21 protein-coding genes are annotated in these 20,650 nt (G+C 62.0%); 17 read left to right on the top strand and 4 right to left on the bottom strand.

What is annotated here, in order from left to right:
• Nucleotides 1-157: 157 nt before the first annotated feature.
• Together AC3IT9_RS12080 and AC3IT9_RS12075 are read right to left on the bottom strand one after the other, a co-directional pair.
• Nucleotides 158-355, bottom strand: a complete 198-nt coding sequence (locus AC3IT9_RS12080; protein WP_007976534.1) for a YbdD/YjiX family protein — start codon at nt 353-355, stop codon at nt 158-160.
• A gap of 2 nt (nt 356-357) precedes the next feature.
• Entirely contained in the window at nt 358-2,415 is a 2,058-nt protein-coding gene (locus AC3IT9_RS12075) for a carbon starvation CstA family protein (RefSeq protein ID WP_353741074.1), read from the bottom strand.
• A 405-nt stretch (nt 2,416-2,820) separates the two neighbouring features.
• On the opposite strand from AC3IT9_RS12075, the gene AC3IT9_RS12070 reads away from it, so the two are divergent.
• The 10 genes from AC3IT9_RS12070 (at nt 2,821) to AC3IT9_RS12025 (ending at nt 12,000) form a co-directional block, all read left to right on the top strand.
• A complete protein-coding gene (locus tag AC3IT9_RS12070) occupies nt 2,821-4,185 on the top strand; it encodes a cache domain-containing protein (protein ID WP_150725317.1) in 1,365 nt (454 codons plus the stop codon).
• 33 nt (nt 4,186-4,218) lie between these two features.
• Nucleotides 4,219-4,851, top strand: a complete 633-nt coding sequence (locus AC3IT9_RS12065; RefSeq protein WP_046042521.1) for a response regulator — start codon at nt 4,219-4,221, stop codon at nt 4,849-4,851.
• Nucleotides 4,852-5,117: 266 nt separating this feature from the next.
• Complete coding sequence (locus AC3IT9_RS12060) at nt 5,118-5,708, top strand: amino acid synthesis family protein (protein WP_003225712.1); 591 nt, start codon at nt 5,118-5,120, stop codon at nt 5,706-5,708.
• A gap of 44 nt (nt 5,709-5,752) precedes the next feature.
• On the top strand, nt 5,753-6,586 hold the full coding sequence (locus AC3IT9_RS12055) for an alpha/beta fold hydrolase (protein WP_150725316.1): 834 nt from the start codon (nt 5,753-5,755) through the stop codon (nt 6,584-6,586).
• On the top strand, nt 6,583-8,064 hold the full coding sequence (locus AC3IT9_RS12050; protein ID WP_489273197.1) for an aldehyde dehydrogenase: 1,482 nt from the start codon (nt 6,583-6,585) through the stop codon (nt 8,062-8,064). Before AC3IT9_RS12055 ends, AC3IT9_RS12050 begins: the two co-directional genes overlap by 4 nt.
• A gap of 12 nt (nt 8,065-8,076) precedes the next feature.
• The gene (locus AC3IT9_RS12045) at nt 8,077-8,562 is read left to right on the top strand and encodes a flavin reductase family protein (protein WP_423504384.1); all 486 of its coding nucleotides are present in this window, start codon (nt 8,077-8,079) and stop codon (nt 8,560-8,562) included.
• Between the two features lie 171 nt (nt 8,563-8,733).
• Entirely contained in the window at nt 8,734-10,185 is a 1,452-nt protein-coding gene (locus AC3IT9_RS12040) for an NAD-dependent succinate-semialdehyde dehydrogenase (RefSeq protein WP_489273196.1), read from the top strand.
• Between the two features lie 19 nt (nt 10,186-10,204).
• Nucleotides 10,205-10,594, top strand: a complete 390-nt coding sequence (locus AC3IT9_RS12035; protein ID WP_007991919.1) for a carboxymuconolactone decarboxylase family protein — start codon at nt 10,205-10,207, stop codon at nt 10,592-10,594.
• A gap of 88 nt (nt 10,595-10,682) precedes the next feature.
• Nucleotides 10,683-11,435 carry a GntR family transcriptional regulator gene (locus AC3IT9_RS12030; protein ID WP_489273194.1) on the top strand — a complete coding sequence of 251 codons (753 nt, stop codon included), beginning with the start codon at nt 10,683-10,685 and terminating at the stop codon, nt 11,433-11,435.
• A gap of 1 nt (nt 11,436) precedes the next feature.
• Entirely contained in the window at nt 11,437-12,000 is a 564-nt protein-coding gene (locus AC3IT9_RS12025) for an NUDIX hydrolase (protein WP_150725314.1), read from the top strand.
• A 293-nt stretch (nt 12,001-12,293) separates the two neighbouring features.
• Here the strand turns inward: AC3IT9_RS12025 and AC3IT9_RS12020 are convergent, their stop codons facing one another.
• Both AC3IT9_RS12020 and moaB read right to left on the bottom strand, forming a co-directional pair.
• Complete coding sequence (locus tag AC3IT9_RS12020; protein ID WP_489273192.1) at nt 12,294-13,499, bottom strand: molybdopterin molybdotransferase MoeA; 1,206 nt, start codon at nt 13,497-13,499, stop codon at nt 12,294-12,296.
• A complete protein-coding gene (gene moaB / locus AC3IT9_RS12015; protein ID WP_007976036.1) occupies nt 13,496-14,035 on the bottom strand; it encodes a molybdenum cofactor biosynthesis protein B in 540 nt (179 codons plus the stop codon). Before moaB ends, AC3IT9_RS12020 begins: the two co-directional genes overlap by 4 nt.
• A 285-nt stretch (nt 14,036-14,320) precedes the next feature.
• On the opposite strand from moaB, the gene AC3IT9_RS12010 reads away from it, so the two are divergent.
• From AC3IT9_RS12010 to AC3IT9_RS11980, 7 genes are all read left to right on the top strand, one after another.
• On the top strand, nt 14,321-15,211 hold the full coding sequence (locus AC3IT9_RS12010; protein WP_489273190.1) for a LysR family transcriptional regulator: 891 nt from the start codon (nt 14,321-14,323) through the stop codon (nt 15,209-15,211).
• 146 nt (nt 15,212-15,357) lie between these two features.
• Nucleotides 15,358-16,185, top strand: a complete 828-nt coding sequence (fdhD, locus tag AC3IT9_RS12005) for a formate dehydrogenase accessory sulfurtransferase FdhD (protein ID WP_489273189.1) — start codon at nt 15,358-15,360, stop codon at nt 16,183-16,185.
• A 43-nt stretch (nt 16,186-16,228) separates the two neighbouring features.
• Nucleotides 16,229-16,735 carry a cyclic pyranopterin monophosphate synthase MoaC gene (gene moaC / locus AC3IT9_RS12000; protein WP_150725310.1) on the top strand — a complete coding sequence of 169 codons (507 nt, stop codon included), beginning with the start codon at nt 16,229-16,231 and terminating at the stop codon, nt 16,733-16,735.
• Nucleotides 16,732-16,983: a molybdopterin converting factor subunit 1 gene (gene moaD, locus AC3IT9_RS11995; RefSeq protein WP_489273188.1), complete on the top strand. Its 252-nt coding sequence runs from the start codon at nt 16,732-16,734 to the stop codon at nt 16,981-16,983. Before moaC ends, moaD begins: the two co-directional genes overlap by 4 nt.
• Nucleotides 16,984-16,986: 3 nt before the next feature.
• Complete coding sequence (gene moaE / locus AC3IT9_RS11990; RefSeq protein ID WP_489273186.1) at nt 16,987-17,475, top strand: molybdopterin synthase catalytic subunit MoaE; 489 nt, start codon at nt 16,987-16,989, stop codon at nt 17,473-17,475.
• Nucleotides 17,476-17,518: 43 nt separating this feature from the next.
• Nucleotides 17,519-18,877 carry a chromate efflux transporter gene (chrA, locus tag AC3IT9_RS11985; RefSeq protein WP_489273185.1) on the top strand — a complete coding sequence of 453 codons (1,359 nt, stop codon included), beginning with the start codon at nt 17,519-17,521 and terminating at the stop codon, nt 18,875-18,877.
• A gap of 472 nt (nt 18,878-19,349) precedes the next feature.
• Entirely contained in the window at nt 19,350-20,615 is a 1,266-nt protein-coding gene (locus AC3IT9_RS11980) for an NAD(P)/FAD-dependent oxidoreductase (RefSeq protein WP_489273183.1), read from the top strand.
• Nucleotides 20,616-20,650 lie beyond the last annotated feature (35 nt).

Here is a 20,650-nt window from a genome sequence, read left to right as displayed (position 1 = left end):
GTAGCAGGACTGCGAAATGCAAACGGCACCGGAACAGACCGTGTGAAAACGTGGTCTGGCAAGATCAAAAACAAACGCCCCGACTTGTCGGGGCGTTTGTTGGGTTGGCCTTCAGTGCATTTTCACACAGTCTGTTCAGCCGGTTTTTTTATGTCGCTCAACAACACTTCGGTCCGGCTTTACTGCCGTAACGGGCCTCCTGGCGTTCGCGGAAGAACGCCTCGTAGTCCATCACCGGTTTGTCCGGGTGTTTGGTCTGCATATGCTCGACGTAGTTGTCGTAGTCGGGCATGCCGACCATCAGGCGTGCAGCCTGACCGAGGTATTTACCGAGGCGACTCAGGTCATTGAACATGATCAGGCATCCGGCAGCGCTTGATATGGCGCTTCTTTATCCGTGCGTTCCTTGGTGCCCCAGGCAGCGATGCCGACCTTGAGCGCGAAGAACAGGATGCTGAACACCACGAACAGGAACAGCGCAGTCAGCGTCGCGTTGGTGTAGGCGTTGAAGATCACGTGTTGCATCTGGTCGATGCTCTTGGCCGGGGCCAGCACCTGACCGTTGGCCAGGGCATCGCTGTATTTCTTCGCCAGGGCGAGGAAGCCGATCGCGGGGTTGGCATCGAACAGCTTGATGAAGCCTGCGGTGGTGGTGCAGATCAGCAACCAGACCGCTGGCAGCAAGGTCACCCACACATAACGCTGGCGTTTCATCTTGATCAGCACCACGGTGCCGAGCATCAGGGCGATACCGGCCAGCATCTGGTTGGAGATGCCGAACAGCGGCCACAAGGTGTTGATGCCGCCCAGCGGATCGATCACGCCCTGGTACAGCAGATACCCCCACATGGCCACGCAACCGGCGGTGGCGATCAGGTTGGCGGTCCAGGATTCGGTGCGCTTGAGCGCCGGGACGAAGGAGCCGAGCAAGTCCTGCAGCATGAAACGCCCGGCACGGGTGCCGGCGTCGACCGCGGTCAGAATGAACAGCGCTTCAAACAGGATCGCGAAGTGGTACCAGAACGCCATGGTGTTTTCACCTGGCAACAAGTGGTGCAGGATCTGCGCGATCCCCACCGCCAGGGTCGGCGCGCCGCCGGCACGGGCGAGGATGGTGGTTTCACCGATGTCGTGAGCCACCGCTTGCAGGGCTTCCGGGGTAATGGCGAAGCCCCAACTGCTGACGGTTTGTGCAACGGTAACCGCATCGGCGCCAACCACGGCCGCCGGGCTGTTCATCGCGAAATACACGCCCGGATCGATGACCGATGCAGCGACCATCGCCATGATCGCTACGAACGATTCCATCAGCATGCCGCCGTAACCGATGTAACGGGCATGCCCCTCACTGGCGAGCAGCTTCGGCGTGGTCCCGGAAGCGATCAGCGCGTGGAAACCGGAGACCGCGCCACAGGCGATGGTGATGAACAGGAACGGGAACAGACCGCCCTTCCACACCGGGCCGGTGCCGTCGACGAACTGGGTCAGGGCCGGCATTCTCAGCTCGGGCATGGTCACCAGAATGCCGATGGCCAGGGCGACGATGGTGCCGATTTTGAGGAAGGTGGAGAGGTAGTCACGCGGCGCCAGGATCAGCCACACCGGCAGTACCGCCGCGACAAAACCGTAGCCGATCAGCATCCAGGTGATCTGGATACCGGTAAAGGTAAAGGCCTTGGCCCACACCGGATCCGCGGCAACCTGCCCGCCGAGCCAGATCGACCCCAGCAGCAACAGCACGCCGATCACCGAGATTTCACCGATGCGACCCGGGCGGATGTAACGCATGTAGATGCCCATGAACATCGCGATCGGGATGGTCGCCATTACCGTGAATATGCCCCAAGGGCTCTCGGCCAGGGCCTTGACCACGATCAGCGCCAGCACCGCGAGGATGATGATCATGATCAGGAAGCAGCCGAACAGCGCGATGGTCCCGGGAATACGGCCCATTTCTTCACGGACCATGTCGCCCAGGGAACGACCGTTGCGGCGGGTGGACATGAACAGGACCATGAAGTCCTGAACGGCACCAGCCAGCACCACGCCGGCGATCAGCCACAGCGTGCCGGGCAGGTAGCCCATCTGCGCCGCCAATACCGGGCCGACCAGCGGACCCGCGCCGGCAATGGCGGCGAAGTGGTGACCGAACAGCACGTGTTTGTTGGTCGGCACGTAGTCCAGACCATCGTTATTGAGCACAGCCGGAGTGGCCCGATTGGGATCGAGCTGCATCACTTTATTGGCGATGAACAGGCTGTAGTAGCGGTAGGCAACAAGGTAGATGGCGACGGCTGCGACTACGATCCACAGGGCGTTGATCGCTTCGCCGCGGCGCAAGGCCACGACACTCAGCGCAATCGCTCCCAGGACAGCCACGGCAAACCAGGCGAGGTGTTTAGCCAGACGGGGCATAGCGTGTCTCCTGCCGACAGCCAGTGACTGCGGCGATAATTTTTATAATTGTGTCCGCGGTGCGGAGCTGGCCCAATATCTGCGCATGCCGTCCACAAATAAATCCGCGTTACTACGTACGTGGTGTCTACGTAGTTCTACGTAGAACACGCCGATCTCCCTGTGGGAGCGGGCTTGCTCGCGAAGGCGGTGGATCAGTCAATATTGATGTCAGCTGACCCACCGCTTTCGCGAGCAAGCCCGCTCCCACAGGGGATGTGTGTTGAACACTAGATCCGGGACCATCCCTGCTCCCACACTGGTTTTGCATTTCATCCCGGCCACCGGTCATTCCGTCCAGCAACGCTACTGGCCGAACGCCTCTTTGGCATATGATCCCGAGCCTTCGCGCGGGCAGGAGTCAACATGCAGCTCAAACACAAGATCGTCGCCCTCGGGATTCTGCCGCTGGTGCTGGCCATTGCCGTCATCTGCGCGCTGGTGATTTCCCTCAACCGCCAACTGGGCGATCAACAGGCGCAACTGATCGAAGACAGCATTCTGGCGAGCAAGCGCGCGGAGCTGAAAAACTACGTGGAAATGGCCCAGAGCCTGATCGAGCCGCTGTACGACGACGGCCACGGCGATGCCCAGGCCCAGCAACGAGTGCTGGAAGAACTGCGCAAGCTCAGCTTCGGCATCAACGGCTACTTCTTCGTCTACGACCACGAAGGCCGCAGCCTGATGCATGCGCGCCAGTCGGAACTGGTGGGCCAATACCTGTGGGACATGAAAGACCCCCACGGCCTGCCGGTGATTCAGGCGCTGCTGAAAAGCGCGCAATCGGGCGAAGGTTTTCAACGCTACGCCTGGAACAAACCCTCCTCCGGTCAGGTGACCGACAAGCTCGCCTACGTGGTGATGCTCGATCGCTGGGGCTGGATGCTCGGCACCGGCATCTACCTCGAAGACGTCGAGCGCGCCACCCAGCAGGCCCGTGCCGAAGTGGCCATGGGCATTCGCAAGACCATGATGGCGATTGCCGTGGTCGCCCTCGTCGCGGTGCTGTTTGTCTTCGCCACCGGCATGACCCTCAACGTCAGCGAACATCGCCTGGCGGACAAGAAACTGCAGCGCCTGACCCAGCGCATCGTCAGCCTGCAGGAAGAAGAACGATCACGGGTGTCCCGCGAGTTGCACGACGGCATCAGCCAGGTATTAGTCTCGATCAAGTTTCAGTTCGAACTGGCCAGCCATCTGCTGGAACGCGGACAAGCCCACGACAAGGGCTTGAGCACGTTAAAAGAAGCCACCGAGCGCCTGGGCGATGCCATCGGTGAAGTCCGCAGTCTCTCCCATGACCTGCGCTCATCCTTGCTCGATACCCTCGGCCTGCCGGCGGCCATCGGCCAATTGGCTGCGGAATTCGAGCAGCGCAGTGGGCTGACCGTGACCTATGACGAAAATGAATTCGACTGCCAACTGGTCGACGGCGCGGCTGTTTCGCTGTTCCGCATCGTCCAGGAAGGACTGACCAATATCGAACGCCATGCGCAGGCGAAGAACGTGTCCATTACACTGCGCGGCTGCGACGAGTCCGTGCGGCTGACGGTGGTCGATGACGGCATCGGTTTCAACGTCGCCCAGGTCGAACGTCGTCAGGCCGGCATTGGCTTGCGTAACATCCGCGAACGCGTCGAACATTTTGGCGGGCGCTTCGATTTGATCTCGATGCCGGGCAGAAGTGAGCTGGACGTACGGCTGCCAATGATACCTGGCGTAAAACCCTGAGCCGGCCCAAAACTACAAGAGTGAATAGCTGCGATGAACCTGCCCTCCCCGATCCGCGTCGCCCTGGTCGACGATCACTCCCTGGTCCGCGACGGCATCAAGGCGCTGCTGGCCGTGATGTCACCCCTGGAAATGGTCGGCGAAGCGGAAAACGGCGCCGAGGCCATCGAGATGGTCGGACGCTGCCAGCCCGACCTGCTGCTGGTCGACATCAGCCTGCCGGACATGAACGGCCTGGAACTGACCCGCGTGCTGCGCAGCCAGTACCCGTCGCTCAAGGTGCTGGTGCTGAGCATGTACGACAATTACGAATACGTCAGTGAGTCGGTGCGCTCCGGCGCCAGCGGCTACGTGCTGAAGAACGCCCCGTCACGGGAAATCATCGCCGCCATCGAAGCCATCAGCAGCGGCGGAACCTTCTACAGCGCGGAAATCGCCCAACGGCTGATCGCCGACAGGAACACCGACAACGAACTGACCCCGAGGGAAAGCCAGGTGCTGTCGAAGATGGCGCAAGGCTTGAACAACAAGGAAATGGCCCGGGAACTGGACATCAGCGTGCGCACGGTGGAGACACACCGTTTGAGCATTCGGCGCAAGCTCAACATCGACAAGCCGGCGGCACTGGTCAAGTACGCCCTGGATCACGGCCTCATTTCCCGCTGATCGCCTTTTCAAAACTTCTGAGCCATTCACAAAACCTGTGGGAGCGAGCCTGCTCGCGATAGCGGCGGTACAGCCAGCATTGATGTTGACTGATCCACCGCTTTCGCGAGCAGGCTCGCTCCCACAGTTTCGCTGTGGCTGCCAAAAACGGTTTTCTCCCCCCTATCGCCTACCACCCGAGCAGAAACTCCGTTCAGGGTCTTGTGCTATCGGTATTATGGTATACCATCAGACGCACAGACACCCAAACCTCCACGGAGCAGCTCATGAGTTTCGAAATCCGCAAGATCGTCAGCTATGTCGAAGAAACCTTTATTGAAGGCGGCAAAGCCACCGATAAGCCCGTGACCATGGTCGGTCTGGCCGTGGTGATGAAAAACCCCTGGGTGGGCAACGGTTTCGTCGAAGACCTGAAACCACAGATCCGCGCCAACTGCTCCGACCTCGGCGCACTGATGGTCGAGCGCCTGGTGGGCATCATTGGCGGTGCCGAGAAAATCGAGGCTTACGGCAAGGCTGCGGTGGTCGGCGCCGATGGCGAAATCGAACACGCTTCGGCGGTGATCCACACCCTGCGCTTCGGCAACCATTACCGCGAAGCGGTCAAGGCCAAGAGCTACCTGAGCTTCACCAACAAGCGCGGTGGCCCGGGCACCTCGATCCAGATCCCGATGATGCACAAGGACGACGAAGGCCTGCGTTCGCACTACATCACCCTGGAAATGCAGATCGAAGACGCACCGCGTGCCGACGAAATCGTCGTGGTCCTGGGTTGCGCCGACGGCGGCCGCCTGCACCCGCGCATCGGCAACCGCTACATCGACCTGGAAGAACTGGCCGCCGAAAAAGCCCAGTAACCGGCCAGCAGAACGACAACAAGAAGGCATTGCAGGAGCGCTCCATGATTCGGCTCACCGCTGAACTCACCCCGGCTGGCACCAGTTACCTGGCGACCGGCCAAGGCCAGCCCGTGGTCTTGATCCACGGCGTGGGCCTGAACAAAGAAATGTGGGGCGGCCAGATCGTTGGCCTGGCCACGCAGTACCGCGTCATCGCCTACGACATGCTCGGCCATGGCGCCAGCCCGCGCCCTACGATCGGCACGCCGCTGCTCGGTTATGCCGACCAGTTGCTGGAGCTGCTCGACCACCTGCAATTGCCCAAGGCAACGGTGATCGGTTTTTCCATGGGCGGGCTGGTGGCGCGGGCCTTTGCCCTGCACTACCCGCAACGCCTGGAAGGCCTGGTGGTGCTCAATAGCGTGTTCAACCGCAGCGCCGAACAGCGCGCGGGGGTCATCGCCCGCACCAGCCAGGCTGCCGAACACGGGCCGGACGCCAATGCCGAAGCGGCGCTATCACGCTGGTTCAGCCGCGAATACCAGGCGGCGAACCCGGCGCAGATCGCCGCGATTCGCCAGACCCTGGCCGGCAATGACCCCCAGGGCTACCTGACCACTTACGAACTGTTCGCCACCCAGGACATGTACCGCGCCGACGACCTGGCCAGCATCCAGGTGCCGACGCTGATCGCCACCGGCGAGCTGGACCCCGGCTCGACCCCGGAAATGGCCAAACAACTGGCCGAACGCATTCCCGGTGCGACCGTTGCCGTGCTCGCCGAGCAACGGCATATGATGCCCGTAGAGTCTCCGCGCCTGGTCAACCAGCTGTTGCTGGAGTTTCTGCAGACCGCGCATTCCCAACAAAACCAGATCAAGGGGATCGTTGCATGACACTCGCACGCTTCCAGATGTGCATCGGCGGTGAATGGGTCGATGCCCTGTCCGGCAAGACCTTCGAAAGCCTCAATCCGGCGCTGGCCGAGCCTTGGGCTGAATTGCCCGATGCCGACGAAGCCGATGTCGAGCGCGCCGTGCAGGCTGCGCAGACGGCTTTCGACAGCCCGGCATGGCGCGGTCTGACCGCCACCGCTCGCGGCAAATTGCTGCGACGCCTGGGCGACCTGATCGCCGAGAACAAAGAACAACTGGCGCAGCTGGAAAGCCGCGACAACGGCAAGCTGATCCGCGAAACCCGTGGTCAGGTCGGTTATCTGCCGGAGTTCTTCCACTACACCGCAGGCCTGGCGGACAAGCTCGAAGGCAGCACCCTGCCGCTGGACAAGCCGGACCTGTTTGCCTACACCGTGCACGAAGCCATGGGCGTGGTTGCCGCGATCATTCCGTGGAACAGCCCGCTGTACCTGACCGCGATCAAACTCGCCCCGGCCCTCGCGGCGGGCAACACCATCGTGATCAAGCCGTCGGAACACGCCTCGGCGACCATCCTCGAACTGGCGCGCCTGGCCCTGGAAGCCGGGATTCCACCGGGAGTCGTCAACGTCGTCACCGGCTATGGCCCGAGCACCGGCGCCGCCCTCACCCGCCATCCGCTGATCCGCAAGATCGCCTTCACCGGCGGCGCGGCCACGGCGCGGCATGTGGTGCGCAGCAGCGCGGAGAACTTCGCCAAGCTGTCGCTGGAACTGGGGGGCAAATCGCCGAACATCATCTTCGCCGACGCCGACCTCGACAGCGCGATCAACGGCGCCATCGCCGGGATCTACGCCGCCTCCGGGCAGAGCTGCGTGTCCGGTTCGCGCTTGCTGGTGCAGGACGAGATCTACGACGAGTTCGTCGGCCGTCTGGTGGAACGCGCCCAGCGCATCCGCATCGGCAACCCGCAGGACGACAGCAGCGAGATGGGCCCGATGGCCACGGCGCAGCAACTGGCCGTGGTCGAAGGCCTGGTGGCTGATGCCATCGCCGAAGGCGCGCGTCTGCGCCTGGGCGGCAAGCGTCCAGAGAATCTTGGCGACGGCTGGTTCTACGAGCCGACGCTGTTCGAGTGCGACCGCAATTCGATGAAGATCATGCAGGAAGAAGTCTTTGGCCCGGTGGCCTCGGTCATCCGCTTCAAGGACGAAGCCGAAGCGCTGGCGATTGCCAACGACTCGCAGTTCGGCCTCGCCGCCGGCATCTGGACCCGCGACCTCGGCCGCGCCCATCGCCTGGCCCGGGACGTGCGTTCGGGGATCATCTGGGTCAACACCTACCGCGCGGTCTCGGCCATGGCGCCGATCGGCGGCTTCAAGAACAGCGGCTATGGACGCGAAAGCGGCATCGATTCGGTGCTGGCCTACACCGAGCTGAAAACGGTGTGGATCAACCTGTCCCAGGCGCCGATGCCTGATCCCTTCGTGATGCGCTAGGAGTCCTGGAAAATGATCGAACCCGGCATTTACAAAGACGTGATGAGCTCGTTCCCGTCCGGGGTCACGGTGGTCACCACCCTGGACCCGGAAGGCGGCATCGTCGGCATCACCGCCAGCGCCTTTAGTGCGCTGTCGATCGACCCGGCACTGGTGCTGTTCTGCCCCAATTACGGCTCCGACACCTATCCGGTGCTGCGCGACAGCAAGCAGTTCGCGATTCACCTGCTGTCCGCCGAGCAGACCACCGAAGCCTATGCCTTCGCCGGTAAAGGCAAGGACAAGGCCAAAGGCATCGAGTGGCACTTGAGCGAACTGGGTAACCCGATCCTGGCCAAGGCCACGGCGATCATCGAGTGCGAACTGTGGCGCGAATACGACGGCGGTGATCACGCGATCATCGTCGGCGCGGTGAAGAACCTGATCCTGCCCGCGCAGCCGGTGACGCCGATGATCTACCACAAAGGCAAGCTGGGGCCGCTGCCCACCTTGGCCTGATGGATCTACACAATCCCCTGTGGGAGCCAATCCCCTGTGGGAGCGAGCTTGCTCGCGATAGCGGTGTTTCAGTCGACATACATGTTGAATGTCAGTCCGTCATCGCGAGCAAGCTCGCTCCCACAGGTACTGCACCAGACAGATAAGTCTTCATTCTCTCCAGGAGCCGGCATGAACCCAGCAGCCTCGCAACTGTTCCGCCAGCAAGCCTACATCAATGGCCAATGGCTGGACGCGCCGGATGGCGCCTGTCAGGACATCTTCAACCCGGCCACCGGTGAACTCATCGGCCGGGTGCCGAACCTCGGCGCCGAACACGCGCGCCTGGCTATCGAGGCCGCCAATAAGGCCTGGCCGGCCTGGCGCGCACTGACCGCCAAAGAGCGCAGCAATACGCTCAAGCGTTGGCATGCCCTGATGCTGGAGAACGCCGACGCCCTGGCACACATCCTCACCCTCGAACAAGGCAAGCCACTGACTGAGGCCAAGGGTGAAATCCTCTACGCCGCGAGCTTCATCGAGTGGTTCGCCGAAGAGGCCAAGCGCATCTACGGCGACACCATTCCCAGCCACAAGGGCGATGCGCGCATCGTGGTCACCAAGGAGCCGATTGGCGTCGTCGCGGCCATCACGCCGTGGAACTTCCCGGCGGCGATGATCACCCGCAAGGCCGGTCCGGCGCTGGCGGCCGGTTGCCCGTGCATCGTCAAACCAGCCCCGGAAACACCGTTCTCGGCACTGGCCATGGCCGCACTGGCGGAACAGGCCGGCATTCCAGCGGGCATCTTCAACGTGATCACTGGCGACGCCATCGCCATCGGCGGGGAGATAACCGCCAGCCCAAAGGTGCGCAAACTGTCGTTCACCGGCTCCACCGCCATCGGCAAGCTGCTGATGGCCCAGTGCGCGCCGACCCTGAAAAAAGTCTCGCTGGAACTGGGCGGCAACGCGCCGTTCATTGTCTTCGACGACGCCGATCTGGAGCGTGCCGTTGACGGCGCGCTGATCGCCAAATTCCGCAACGCCGGGCAGACCTGCGTCTGCGTCAACCGCTTCCTGGTGCAGGACGGCATCCACGACGCCTTTGTCGCGCGATTGGCTGAGCGGGTTTCGCAACTCAAGGTCGGCAGCGGTTTCGATGATGGCGTCACCCAAGGGCCGCTGATCAACGAGCGTGCCGTGGCCAAGGTCGAAGACCACGTGCAAAACGCACTGGCAAACGGCGCACAATTGCTGTGCGGCGGCGAACGTCATGCGTTGGGCAATGGGTTCTTCCAGCCAACCGTGTTGGCAGGCGTTACCCCGCAAATGAAAGTCGCCCAGGAAGAAACTTTCGGCCCACTGGCCGCCGTGTTCCGTTTCGACACCGAGGCCCAGGCCGTCGAGATGGCCAACGACACCGAGTTCGGCCTCGCCGCCTACTGCTACACCCGTGACCTGGGCCGTGCCTGGCGCATGAGCGAGGCGCTGGAGTACGGCATGGTCGGGATCAACGAAGGGCTGATTTCCACCGAAGTCGCGCCGTTTGGCGGCATCAAGTCCTCGGGGCTGGGCCGTGAAGGGTCGAAGTACGGCATCGAGGATTACCTGGAACTCAAATACACCTTGATGGGCGGCCTCTGAGCCCGCGGGAGCTACGCAAATGAACAACGAAAAATACGAAAAAGGCCTGAAGATCCGCACCCAGGTGCTGGGCGAAGCCTACGTCAACCGCTCCATCGAAAACGCCGACGACTTCACCCGACCGTTGCAGGAAATGGTCACCGAATATTGTTGGGGTCATGTCTGGGGCCGTGAGGGTTTGTCGCTCAAGGAGCGCAGCATGATCAACCTGGCGATGATCTCGGCCCTCAACCGGCCCCATGAACTCAAGCTGCATGTGCGCGGCGCCTTGCGTAACGGCCTGAGTCGTGAGCAAATACGCGAAATACTGCTTCAGGTCGGCATTTATTGCGGTGTCCCCGCTGCCGTAGACAGTTTCCGGCTTGCCCGTGAAGCCTTCGCCGAAGCCGATGCCGAGGCCTCCAGTTAACCCTTGGCTGTTTGATCTGACCGGGCACCCAGATTCCCGTAATCGAAGTGTTCTTTTTGCATGGACAGCCACAATCAGAGCGGACCCCATGAAACGCCTGCCACTCGACGACAGCTTCAAGGTCAATCGCAACCCCGTTACCCTGCGCGAAATCGTGCTGGATAAACTGCGAAGTGCCATCATGAACTTCCAGCTCCTGCCGGGAGACCGTCTGGTCGAACGCGATCTGTGCGATCGCCTGGGCGTCAGCCGTACCTCCGTGCGCGAAGCCTTGCGTCACCTCGAATCCGAAGGCCTGGTGGAATTCGCCGACGCCAAGGGCCCGCGTGTCGCGATCATCACCCTGGCCGATGCCGTGGACATCTACGAGCTGCGCTGCGTACTCGAAGGGCTGATCGTGCAACTGTTCACCCTGCGCGCCAAGGCCAAGGACATCAAGGCCCTGGAAAAAGCCCTGGAAGAAAACCGCAAAGCGTTGAAAGACGGCGAGCTGCAACAGGTCATCGACTCGGTGCAGGGTTTCTACGATGTGCTGCTCGAAGGCTCGGGCAACCACATCGCGGCCACTCAGCTGCGCCAGTTGCAGGCACGCATCAGCTACCTGCGCGCGACCTCGGTGTCCCAGGAAAACCGGCGCGGCGCCAGTAACCAGGAAATGGAACGCATGGTCGAGGCGATCAAGGGCGGTGACCCGCTGGCCGCCCACCAGGCTTGCGTCGACCACGTGCGTGCGGCCGCGGCCGTGGCCCTGGACTACCTCAAGCGCAAGCAGGAAGAAACCGGCGACATCCCGGCGATCACCCTGCCCATCGCGCTGAAAGAACCGCGCATAGGTCGCTGAAATGTTCAGCCCGAGCTTTTGCCCCAAGTGCGGCAGCGCAGACCTCAGGTCACAGTTGCCGCCGGGCGATACGCACGAGCGCCTGATGTGCCGCGGCTGCGGCTACATCCACTACATCAATCCGAAGATCATTGCCGGCTGCATCATCGAGCAGGACGGCAAGTACCTGCTGTGCCAGCGCGCCATCCCGCCGCGCCCCGGCACCTGGACCCTGCCGGCAGGCTTCATGGAAAGCGGCGAGACCACCGAGCAGGCGGCCTTGCGCGAGGTCTGGGAAGAAAGCGGCGTGCGTGCGGAAATCGTCTCGCCCTATTCGATCTTCAGCGTGCCCAAGATCAGCGAGGTGTACATCATCTTCCGCGCCATCGCGCTGGAGATCACCGGGCAGTACGGGCCGGAAACCCTCGACTACCAATTCTTCGCGCCTGAGGACATTCCTTGGGACAGCATCTACTACCCCGCGATCCGGCAGATCCTTGAGCGCTATATCGAGGAGCGTCAGGCTGGGGTGTATGGCATTTACATGGGTAATGACGACAGTGGGAAGATTCACTTTATTCGCTGATAGTCTTTGCTTTTGATCGTGTACATATCCGTTTCTTTGGTAACGGCCACAATGTGGGAGCGGGCTTGCTCGCGTTCGCGGTGGGTCAGCCGACATCTCTGTTGAATGTGCCGGCCTCTTCGCGAGCAAGCCCGCTCCCACAGGGATTGTGGCCGGCCGCAAGGTTGGCGTTCACTGAAGATCAAAACTGTAGGAGCGAGCCTGCTCGCGATAGCGGTGGGTCAGGCAATATCTCTGTTGAATGTGCCGGCCTCTTCGCGAGCAAGCCTGCTCCCACAGGATGTTTGCGGTATTCAGAACAACTCGCTGAAGGGTATGAACCGCGCCGTGTCGCCCATTTCCAGCGTGCAGCCTTCCGGCACCTCCACCAGTCCATCGGCCCAGGATGCGCCCAGCAACACACCGGAACTCTGGTTGGGATAGAGCACCGCGCGACCGGCTTCGAGTTTCGCCCGCAGGTACTCGCGGCGGCTCCCGGGTTTGGGCCAGGCAAAGCCGACACTCACCGGAAAGCTCAAAGGCTCTACGTCTTCGGCGCCCTGAATCCGCAACAGATAAACCCGGGCCAACAGGCCGAAAGTCACCAACGCCGATGTCGGATTGCCCGGCAGGCCAATCACCGGCACGCGGCCGAAGTGGCCCACGGTCAACGGCTTGCCGGGTTTGATCGAGAGCTTCCACAGCAACGGCTTGCCGCACTCGCGCAGTACCTGGCCGAGGCAGTCGGCGTCACCGGCGGACACCCCGCCCGTGCTGAGCATCAGGTCCGCCGTGTGTTGCAGCTGTTCGAGCTTGAGCCGCGTCTGGCGTGGCTCGTCGGGGAGAATGCCGGCATCGATGACCTCGCAACCCAACGCACTCAACCAATGGCTCAACAAGGTGCGGTTGCTGTTGTAGATGCTGCCGGGTTTGAGCGGTGTGCCCGGATCGACCAGTTCATCGCCGGTGGACAGCAACGCCACCCGTGGTCGCCGCACCACCTGCACATGGGTGCAGCCCTGTGCCGCCGCGATCGCCAGTTCGAACGGGCCGAGGCGCTTGCCGGCGCGCAGCAGCACATCGTCGACGCGGTTCTCCTGGCCTTGCGGGCGAATGTTGCTGCCGGCGCTCTGGGGCTGCTTGAAGCGGATCCGTCCGTTATCCAGTACCTCGGTGTTCTCCTGCATCTCCACACAGTTGGCACCCGGCGGAACCGGGGCGCCAGTGAAGATGCGCGCGCAGGTTCCCGGTGCCAGGGCTTCGGGGGCGTGACCGGCAAATACCTGCTGCGACACGGTCAGTGGCTCCCCGCCCCAACCGTCGACATTCAGGGCATAGCCGTCCATGGCACTGTTCGGCCACGGCGGCAGATCGAGGCTCGCCACCAGATCAGTGGCCAACACCCGCTGCCTGGCGGCGTTTAGGGGTACTGCCTCACTGTCTTCAATCCACTGCGCCTCGGCCATTGCCAGCAGCCGGTCGATGGCTTGCTCCACCGACATCAGCGGTGAAGTGCTCATCCCCGCGTCCCGCAGGCTTGCACCGGCTTGAGGTGCGGTACGAAATTGCACGGCCGGTGGCGCGCGTCGAGTTGCTCGGCGAGGATGCCTTCCCAGGCGGTGCGGCAGGCACCCGTGGAGCCCGGCAGGCAGCAGACCAGCGTGCCATTGGCCAGCCCGGCCAGGGCCCGGCTCTGCACCGTGGAGGTGCCGATGTCGAGGATCGAAATCGCCCGGAACAGCTCACCGAAACCGTCGATCTGCTTATCCAGCAAACAGGCCACGGCCTCGGGTGTGCTGTCGCGGCCGGTGAACCCGGTGCCGCCCGTGATCAGCACCACCTGGATGCCGTCGTCGGCAATCCAGTTCGCCACCTGCGCGCGGATCTTGTACAGGTCGTCCTTGAGCAGATTGCGCTCGCTGAGGGTATGGCCGGCTTCCAGCAAGCGACTGACGAGTAATTGGCCGGAGGTGTCATTGGCATATTCACGGGTATCGCTAACGGTCAGCACGGCAATATTCAGGGGTATAAACAATGCATCCGGTTTGACGCTCATGGGGTTCTCCGGCAGATATCAGTTAAATGACTTTCAGAGACTAATTCGATAAATAAAGCCGTGTCTAATCACTCTAACCAACCAGACTATCGAGCCGATCTATCAATATAAAAAGTCCAGAAACCACATCAATGATAGAGCCCGTCGATAACCCCTTAGATAGCAGTGATTGGACGCACACCAAAGACAATGAGATCGTCCGCACCTCACGATTCTGCCTCGCCTTGTGTCTTGCGCACCTGAGTCAATACTTACCCCCTCACTTCCCCGTCAGCAGGTGCCGTCATGGACATCAAACAACTCAAGTTCCTGATCGCCCTGGAGCAGACCCGCCACTTCGGCCAGGCGGCCGCGCGCTGCCACATCACCCAGCCCACGCTGTCGATGCGCCTGCGCAACCTGGAGGATGAGCTGGACCTGGTGCTGGTCACCCGGGGTCAGCGCTTCGAGGGTTTTACCGAGGCCGGCGAACGCGTACTGGCGTGGGCCAGGACCCTGCTGGCCGCCCACGACGGGCTCTTCGCCGAGGCCGCCGCGTGCCGGGGCCAACTCGTCGGCAACTTGCGCCTGGGGCTGGTGCCCCTCAGCAGCTTCAATCCGGTCACCTACATCCAGGGCCTGTCTCGCAGCTTTCCCGAGCTCAAGTACAGCCTGTCGTCCTTGAGTTCCGACCAGATCATCGAGGGCCTTGGCAACAATCAGCTGGACCTGGGCGTGTGCTACCTCGATCACGTCAACCCGAGCTATTTCGAGTTTTTCGAGATCGGCGAGACCCGCGTCGGCCTGCTGTACGACAACCGCCACTTCCATTTCGACGGCACGCAAATGAGCTGGGAGGACGCCGCCGAACTGCCGCTGGGGATGCTCAGCAACGGCATGCACTACCGCAAATCCATCGACCTGAGCTTTCGCAGCCGCGGACTGGACCCACAGCCGATCCTCGAAAGCGATTCGACCTACCAGTTGCTGCAGGCAATTCACGAGGGTTTCTGCTGCGCGATCATGCCGCTGGACAGTGGCCTGGAAGAGCCCATCGAACACCTGTCGTTCATCGAATTGCCGGATGCCAGCGTGCTCGCGCCCCTGGGCCTGGTGATGCGCAAGACCGAACCGCGCTCGGCGATTGCCGAGAAGTGTTTCGCCGAAGCACGAACGTTACTCCGCCGGACCCACTGATCAAGTTTCGGCTTTATATAAATCCGAACCGGACATGTTTGCCCGGCTTGATAGACATCACCAATCGGCGCATCGGAACAAGCGATTGGACGCTCTGAAAAGTTACCCGTAGCCTGAACTTAATTCAGCGCTTCGAGGTTCTTTTCATGTTGTGCCAAGTTGAACAAGCCGATGTTCGAAGCGACACTAACGCCCCCGCGCCCAAACCGTTGAATGTGAACTTTCGCGAGTACGACAATGCCGCGTCAGTTTGTCAGGCGGCGTTGGCATCAGAGATTGCCCTGGCGATCACCTACAACGGTTTGAGTCAGGCCGTGATGATGGTATCGCCGGGCAACCTCGAAGATTTCATCCGTGGTTTCAGCGTCAGCAACGACATCGTTGCAGACCAGAGCGAAATCTACGACTTGCGCCTCACCCACTTCGACCAGGCCGTCCAGGCAGACGTGCAGATCTCCAGTCGCGCGTTCTGGGCGCTGAAGAACCATCGTCGGCAAATGGCCGGCACCAGTGGCTGCGGACTGTGTGGTGTGGAAGCGCTGGAGCAGGCCCTGCCAAACCTGGACATTCTCGACCCGGTGCCCCTGCCGCCCGCCGAGCATTTCATCGACATCCGCAACCGCATCGAACAGGCCCAACAAATGGCCCGCAGCAGCGGCGCGCTGCACGCGGCGCTGTACTTCAACAGCGAAGGCAACGCGCTGATCTGCCGCGAAGACATTGGCCGCCACAACGCGCTGGACAAGTTGATCGGTGCCCTGCAACACGCCGGCATCGACAGCCATTGCGGCTTCACCGTGGTCACCAGCCGTTGCAGCCTGGAACTGATCCACAAGGCCGTCAGGGCCAGGCTCGGCACACTGGTCAGCCTATCGGCGCCCACCGCCCTGACCGTGCAATGGGCAATCAAGCATCGCCTCAACCTGATTCACGTCCCCCACCGCAACGCACCACGCATTTACAGCCCGGCATGATGCCTTCACCTGATCACCGCGCTGGCAAGCGCAGGAACCTCCCATGACAGACATTGCAGATGCATCACCCGATGGCCTGACCCACCTCGACCGCCAGGGTCGCGCCAACATGGTCGATGTCAGTGAAAAAGCCCCGACACAGCGCGAAGCCCAGGCCCAGGCCTGGGTGCGGATGCGCCCGGAAACCTTGAAGCTGATTCAAAGCGACGGCCACCCCAAGGGCGATGTATTTGCCGTGGCGCGGATCGCCGGAATCATGGCGGCGAAGAAAACCCATGAGCTGATCCCGCTGTGCCACACCCTGCTGCTCAGTTCGATCCACGTCGAACTCAAGGCCTGCACACCGGACAGCGTGAAAATCGTCGGTACCTGCCGCGTCGAGGGCCAGACCGGGGTCGAACTCGAAGCCCTGACCGCCGTCAGTGTGGCGGCGTTGACCCTCTACGACATGTGCAAGGCGGTGGACCGCGGCATGGTCATCGATGACATCCGCCTGCTGAGTAAACAAGGTGGCCGCTCCGGTCATTTCAAGTTCGAGGACGCACAATGATCCTGATCAATTACTTCGCCCGTTACCGCGAACAGCTCAACCTGGGCGGTGAAAAACTGCCCCTGACCGACAGCCTCAAGACCATCGAGGACGTGCGCCGACTGCTGATGGCTCGCGGTGAGCTGTGGAGCACTGTGCTGGGTGAAAACAACCTGATGTGCGCGCTGAACCAGGAGCTGTGTCATCCGGACCGGGTGATTGAGGACTACGACGAGATCGCCTTTTTTCCACCGGTCACCGGGGGTTGAGACATGACGGTTCGGATCCAGCGTGAAGTGTTCGACGTCGGCCGCTTGATCGACAGCCTGCAGGCGAACGATCCGGGGGTGGGTGCCGTGGTCAACTTCGTCGGCTACGTGCGCGACATCAATCAGGGCGAGGCGGTCACCGGGTTGTTTCTGGAACACTACCCGGGCATGACCGAACGCTCGCTGCAAACAATCATCGACAACGCCAGGGCCCGATGGCCACTCCGGGCCGTGGAGATCGTGCACCGGATCGGCCCGTTGTCGATCAGCGAACCGATCGTGTTTGTCGGCGTCAGCAGCCCCCATCGTCAAGCCGCTTTCGAAGCCTGTGCGTTCATCATGGACTACCTGAAAACCGACGCTCCGTTCTGGAAACGCGAAGACGTGGCGAGTGGCGCGCGCTGGGTCGATGCCCGTGACAGCGACCGCTCAGCCCTCGAGCGCTGGGCAGATACGCCGCATCAGGCGGCTATGCAACGCGCCTCGGCGTAGCTACAGTCATTGGCTCCAAGCTTTCTGCACAAGGAATTTCCGCTTGAGCCCCACACCCTCCCCGATCACCCAACAGGATGTGCCACAGCCCCGGTCCATCAGCCTGCGCGAAGCCTTCCTGTTCTGGCTCAAGCTTGGCTTCATCAGTTTCGGCGGGCCGGCGGGGCAGATTTCGATCATGCATCAGGAGCTGGTCGAGCGCCGGCGCTGGATCTCCGAGCGACGCTTTCTGCATGCCCTCAACTATTGCATGTTGCTGCCCGGGCCTGAGGCTCAGCAGCTGGCGACCTACATCGGCTGGCTGATGCACCGGACCTGGGGCGGCGTGATCGCAGGCGTGCTGTTTGTGTTGCCGTCGCTGTTCATCCTGATTGCGCTGTCCTGGGTGTACATCGCCTTTGGCGAAGTGCCCGTGGTCGCCGGATTGTTCTACGGGATCAAGCCCGCGGTCACGGCAATCGTGGTGCAGGCGGCTCACCGGATCGGCTCGCGGGCCTTGAAGAACGGCTGGTTATGGGGCATCGCCGCCGCGTCCTTCGTGGCCATCTTCGTGCTCAATATGCCGTTTCCGCTGATCGTGCTCGGCGCCGCGGTCATCGGTTTTTTCGGTGGACGCCTGGCGCCGGAAAAATTCAGGACCGGTGGCCACAGTGCGGCGAAAAAGTCCTTCGGCCCAGCCGTGATCGACGACGACACCCCAACCCCTGAACACGCCCGCTTCAATGGCTGGAAACTGGCACGCCTGGCCGTGATCGGTGCGATCTTGTGGACGTTGCCCATGGCCATGCTCACCGCACTGTTCGGCTGGGAAGGCACGCTGACGCAGATGGCCTGGTTCTTCACCAAGGCCGCGCTGCTGACATTCGGCGGCGCCTACGCGGTGCTGCCGTATGTCTACCAGGGCGCGGTCGGTCACTACGCATGGCTGACGCCGACGCAGATGATCGACGGCCTGGCGCTCGGTGAAACCACGCCAGGCCCGTTGATCATGGTCGTCGCCTTCGTCGGGTTCATCGGCGCCTACGTGCTTCAGGTCTTCGGGCCGGATCAAGCGTTTGTCGCCGGTGCCGTGGCCGCCACGCTGGTGACCTGGTTCACCTTCCTGCCCTCGTTCCTGTTTATCCTCGCCGGCGGGCCATTGGTGGAATCGACGCACAACGAACTCAAGTTCACCGCTCCACTGACAGCCATTACGGCCGCCGTGGTCGGCGTGATCCTCAATCTGGCCTGTTTCTTTGGCTACCACGTGCTGTGGCCCAAAGGCTTCGAAGGAGCACTGGACTGGCCTTCGCTGCTGATCGCGATGGTGGCGGGCGTTGCATTGCTTCGTTTCAAGCGTGGAGTGATCGAGGTTTTGATCGGCTGCGGGTTGATCGGCCTTGTCGTGCACCTGATGTTCTGAATCAAACATTTACACGCGCCGCAATCCTCCCTAGTATCCAGCCATCCCCGGATGGCTTGTTCCACTCGCCACCGACGATTTCCGCCGCCGGAAACCTGCGCCATGCGTACTTTGCCGTCAGAACAGCACCTGCTGAACCTCTCGAACCTGGCCATCTCGCTGCTGGCCGTGGACGGCATTGCATGAAGCGCATCGTCAACCTGCCCATGGCCCTGCGCCGCTCCAAACTGCGTCACTCCGCACGTCCGCCGGATAGCACCCTGCTCGCCTGATCGGCGAGCCCCCTCCTTCGCTATCCCTGCGTTTGCTCAGCGTATGCAATCCCTGTGGGAGCGAGCCTGCTCGCGATAGCGGAGTGTCATTCGACATCAACGGTGAATGACACTCCGTATTCGCGAGCAGGCTCGCTCCTACAGGTTGCGCACTTCGACTGGCTGGCATTGGGTTCTCCCAAATTTGCGTGGACACCGACATGACTCAACGTTGCAATTCCTATTACACCGCCACCCTCAACCAGGACACCGATTACCCGACGCTGCAAGGCCGGCACCGGGTTGACGTGGTGATCATCGGCGGCGGGTTCACCGGCGTGGCCACCGCTGTCGATGCCACTGTTGACTATTCAGCAAGTCAACATTGTCTGAGTCGGCTAAGCTGGGTCACCGGCAGCCTGTCGGGCGACGAAGCCATGCGCAAACAGATGCGCCGCAGCATCGGTGATGAGGTCGACGATTTCATCTGGAACCTGCGCTGGCGCGGGCACCAGATCATCCGGCAGCGGGTGGAAAAGTACGGCATCGCCTGCGACCTCAAGCACGGCCACCTGCACGCGGCGTACAAACCTGCGCACATGGTCGGCTTGCGCAGGGATTACGACGAGGCGGTGCACCGTGGCATGGGCGACGAGGTCAGCCTGCTCGACCGCAGCCAGGTGCGCGACCTGCTGCAAAGCGACCTCTACCACGGCGCGATCAAGAACACCCGCAATATGCACCTGCACCCGCTCAACCTGTGCATCGGCGAAGCCCGCGCAGCCGAAAGCCTCGGTGCGTTGATCTTCGAAAACAGTGAAGTACTGGAGATCATCCACGGCGATGGCCTTCACAAGAGCCCTGGCGTACGCACCGCCCACGGGCAGATCGACGCCAACCAGGTGCTGCTGGCAGGCGACGTCTACCACAAGCTGGAACCGGGCAAGCTCAAGGGTAAGATTTTCCCGGCCATGGGCGGCATCGTCACCACCGCGCCGCTGGGTGATCTGGCCAGGCAGATCAACCCCGAAGACCTGGCGGTCTACGACTGCCGTTTCGTGCTCGACTACTACCGCCTCACCGCCGACGGTCGCCTGTTGTTCGGTGGCGGCGCCAACTACAGCGGCAAGGATTCGCGGGACATCGCCGCCGAGCTGCGCCCGTGTATCGAGCAGACCTTCCCGGCGCTCAAAGGCGTGGCCATCGATTACCAGTGGAGCTGCGCGATGGGCATCGTGATCAACCGTATCCCGCAACTGGGCAAGCTGTCGGACAACGTCTGGTATTGCCAGGGCTACTCCGGCCACGGCATCGCCACCACCCACATCATGGGCGAAATCATGAGCCAGGCAATCACCGGGCAGCTGGAACAGTTCGACACCTTCGCCACCTGCCAGCACATCCGCGTGCCCATGGGCGACCTGCTCGGCAACCCGATGCTCGCCGCCGGCATGTGGTACTACCAGATGCTTGAGCGATTGCGCTGAGGTTGCTGGCCAGCACATTCAGCATGGATGCTGCC

It is taken from the genome of Pseudomonas sp. KH_046_1 (assembly GCF_057839025.1).
Note: the sequence above shows the minus strand (reverse complement) of the source record. Positions and strands in the feature narration are given on the sequence as shown.

What these genes read in the sequence shown, in the direction of transcription:
- AC3IT9_RS12080 (WP_007976534.1), bottom strand. Translation starts at nt 355, where the DNA reads ATGTTCAATGACCTGAGTCGCCTCGGTAAATACCTCGGTCAGGCTGCA.
- AC3IT9_RS12075 (WP_353741074.1), bottom strand. Translation starts at nt 2,415, where the DNA reads ATGCCCCGTCTGGCTAAACACCTCGCCTGGTTTGCCGTGGCTGTCCTG.
- AC3IT9_RS12070 (WP_150725317.1), top strand. Translation starts at nt 2,821, where the DNA reads ATGCAGCTCAAACACAAGATCGTCGCCCTCGGGATTCTGCCGCTGGTG.
- AC3IT9_RS12065 (WP_046042521.1), top strand. Translation starts at nt 4,219, where the DNA reads ATGAACCTGCCCTCCCCGATCCGCGTCGCCCTGGTCGACGATCACTCC.
- AC3IT9_RS12060 (WP_003225712.1), top strand. Translation starts at nt 5,118, where the DNA reads ATGAGTTTCGAAATCCGCAAGATCGTCAGCTATGTCGAAGAAACCTTT.
- AC3IT9_RS12055 (WP_150725316.1), top strand. Translation starts at nt 5,753, where the DNA reads ATGATTCGGCTCACCGCTGAACTCACCCCGGCTGGCACCAGTTACCTG.
- AC3IT9_RS12050 (WP_489273197.1), top strand. Translation starts at nt 6,583, where the DNA reads ATGACACTCGCACGCTTCCAGATGTGCATCGGCGGTGAATGGGTCGAT.
- AC3IT9_RS12045 (WP_423504384.1), top strand. Translation starts at nt 8,077, where the DNA reads ATGATCGAACCCGGCATTTACAAAGACGTGATGAGCTCGTTCCCGTCC.
- AC3IT9_RS12040 (WP_489273196.1), top strand. Translation starts at nt 8,734, where the DNA reads ATGAACCCAGCAGCCTCGCAACTGTTCCGCCAGCAAGCCTACATCAAT.
- AC3IT9_RS12035 (WP_007991919.1), top strand. Translation starts at nt 10,205, where the DNA reads ATGAACAACGAAAAATACGAAAAAGGCCTGAAGATCCGCACCCAGGTG.
- AC3IT9_RS12030 (WP_489273194.1), top strand. Translation starts at nt 10,683, where the DNA reads ATGAAACGCCTGCCACTCGACGACAGCTTCAAGGTCAATCGCAACCCC.
- AC3IT9_RS12025 (WP_150725314.1), top strand. Translation starts at nt 11,437, where the DNA reads ATGTTCAGCCCGAGCTTTTGCCCCAAGTGCGGCAGCGCAGACCTCAGG.
- AC3IT9_RS12020 (WP_489273192.1), bottom strand. Translation starts at nt 13,499, where the DNA reads ATGAGCACTTCACCGCTGATGTCGGTGGAGCAAGCCATCGACCGGCTG.
- moaB (WP_007976036.1), bottom strand. Translation starts at nt 14,035, where the DNA reads ATGAGCGTCAAACCGGATGCATTGTTTATACCCCTGAATATTGCCGTG.
- AC3IT9_RS12010 (WP_489273190.1), top strand. Translation starts at nt 14,321, where the DNA reads ATGGACATCAAACAACTCAAGTTCCTGATCGCCCTGGAGCAGACCCGC.
- fdhD (WP_489273189.1), top strand. Translation starts at nt 15,358, where the DNA reads ATGTTGTGCCAAGTTGAACAAGCCGATGTTCGAAGCGACACTAACGCC.
- moaC (WP_150725310.1), top strand. Translation starts at nt 16,229, where the DNA reads ATGACAGACATTGCAGATGCATCACCCGATGGCCTGACCCACCTCGAC.
- moaD (WP_489273188.1), top strand. Translation starts at nt 16,732, where the DNA reads ATGATCCTGATCAATTACTTCGCCCGTTACCGCGAACAGCTCAACCTG.
- moaE (WP_489273186.1), top strand. Translation starts at nt 16,987, where the DNA reads ATGACGGTTCGGATCCAGCGTGAAGTGTTCGACGTCGGCCGCTTGATC.
- AC3IT9_RS11980 (WP_489273183.1), top strand. Translation starts at nt 19,350, where the DNA reads ATGACTCAACGTTGCAATTCCTATTACACCGCCACCCTCAACCAGGAC.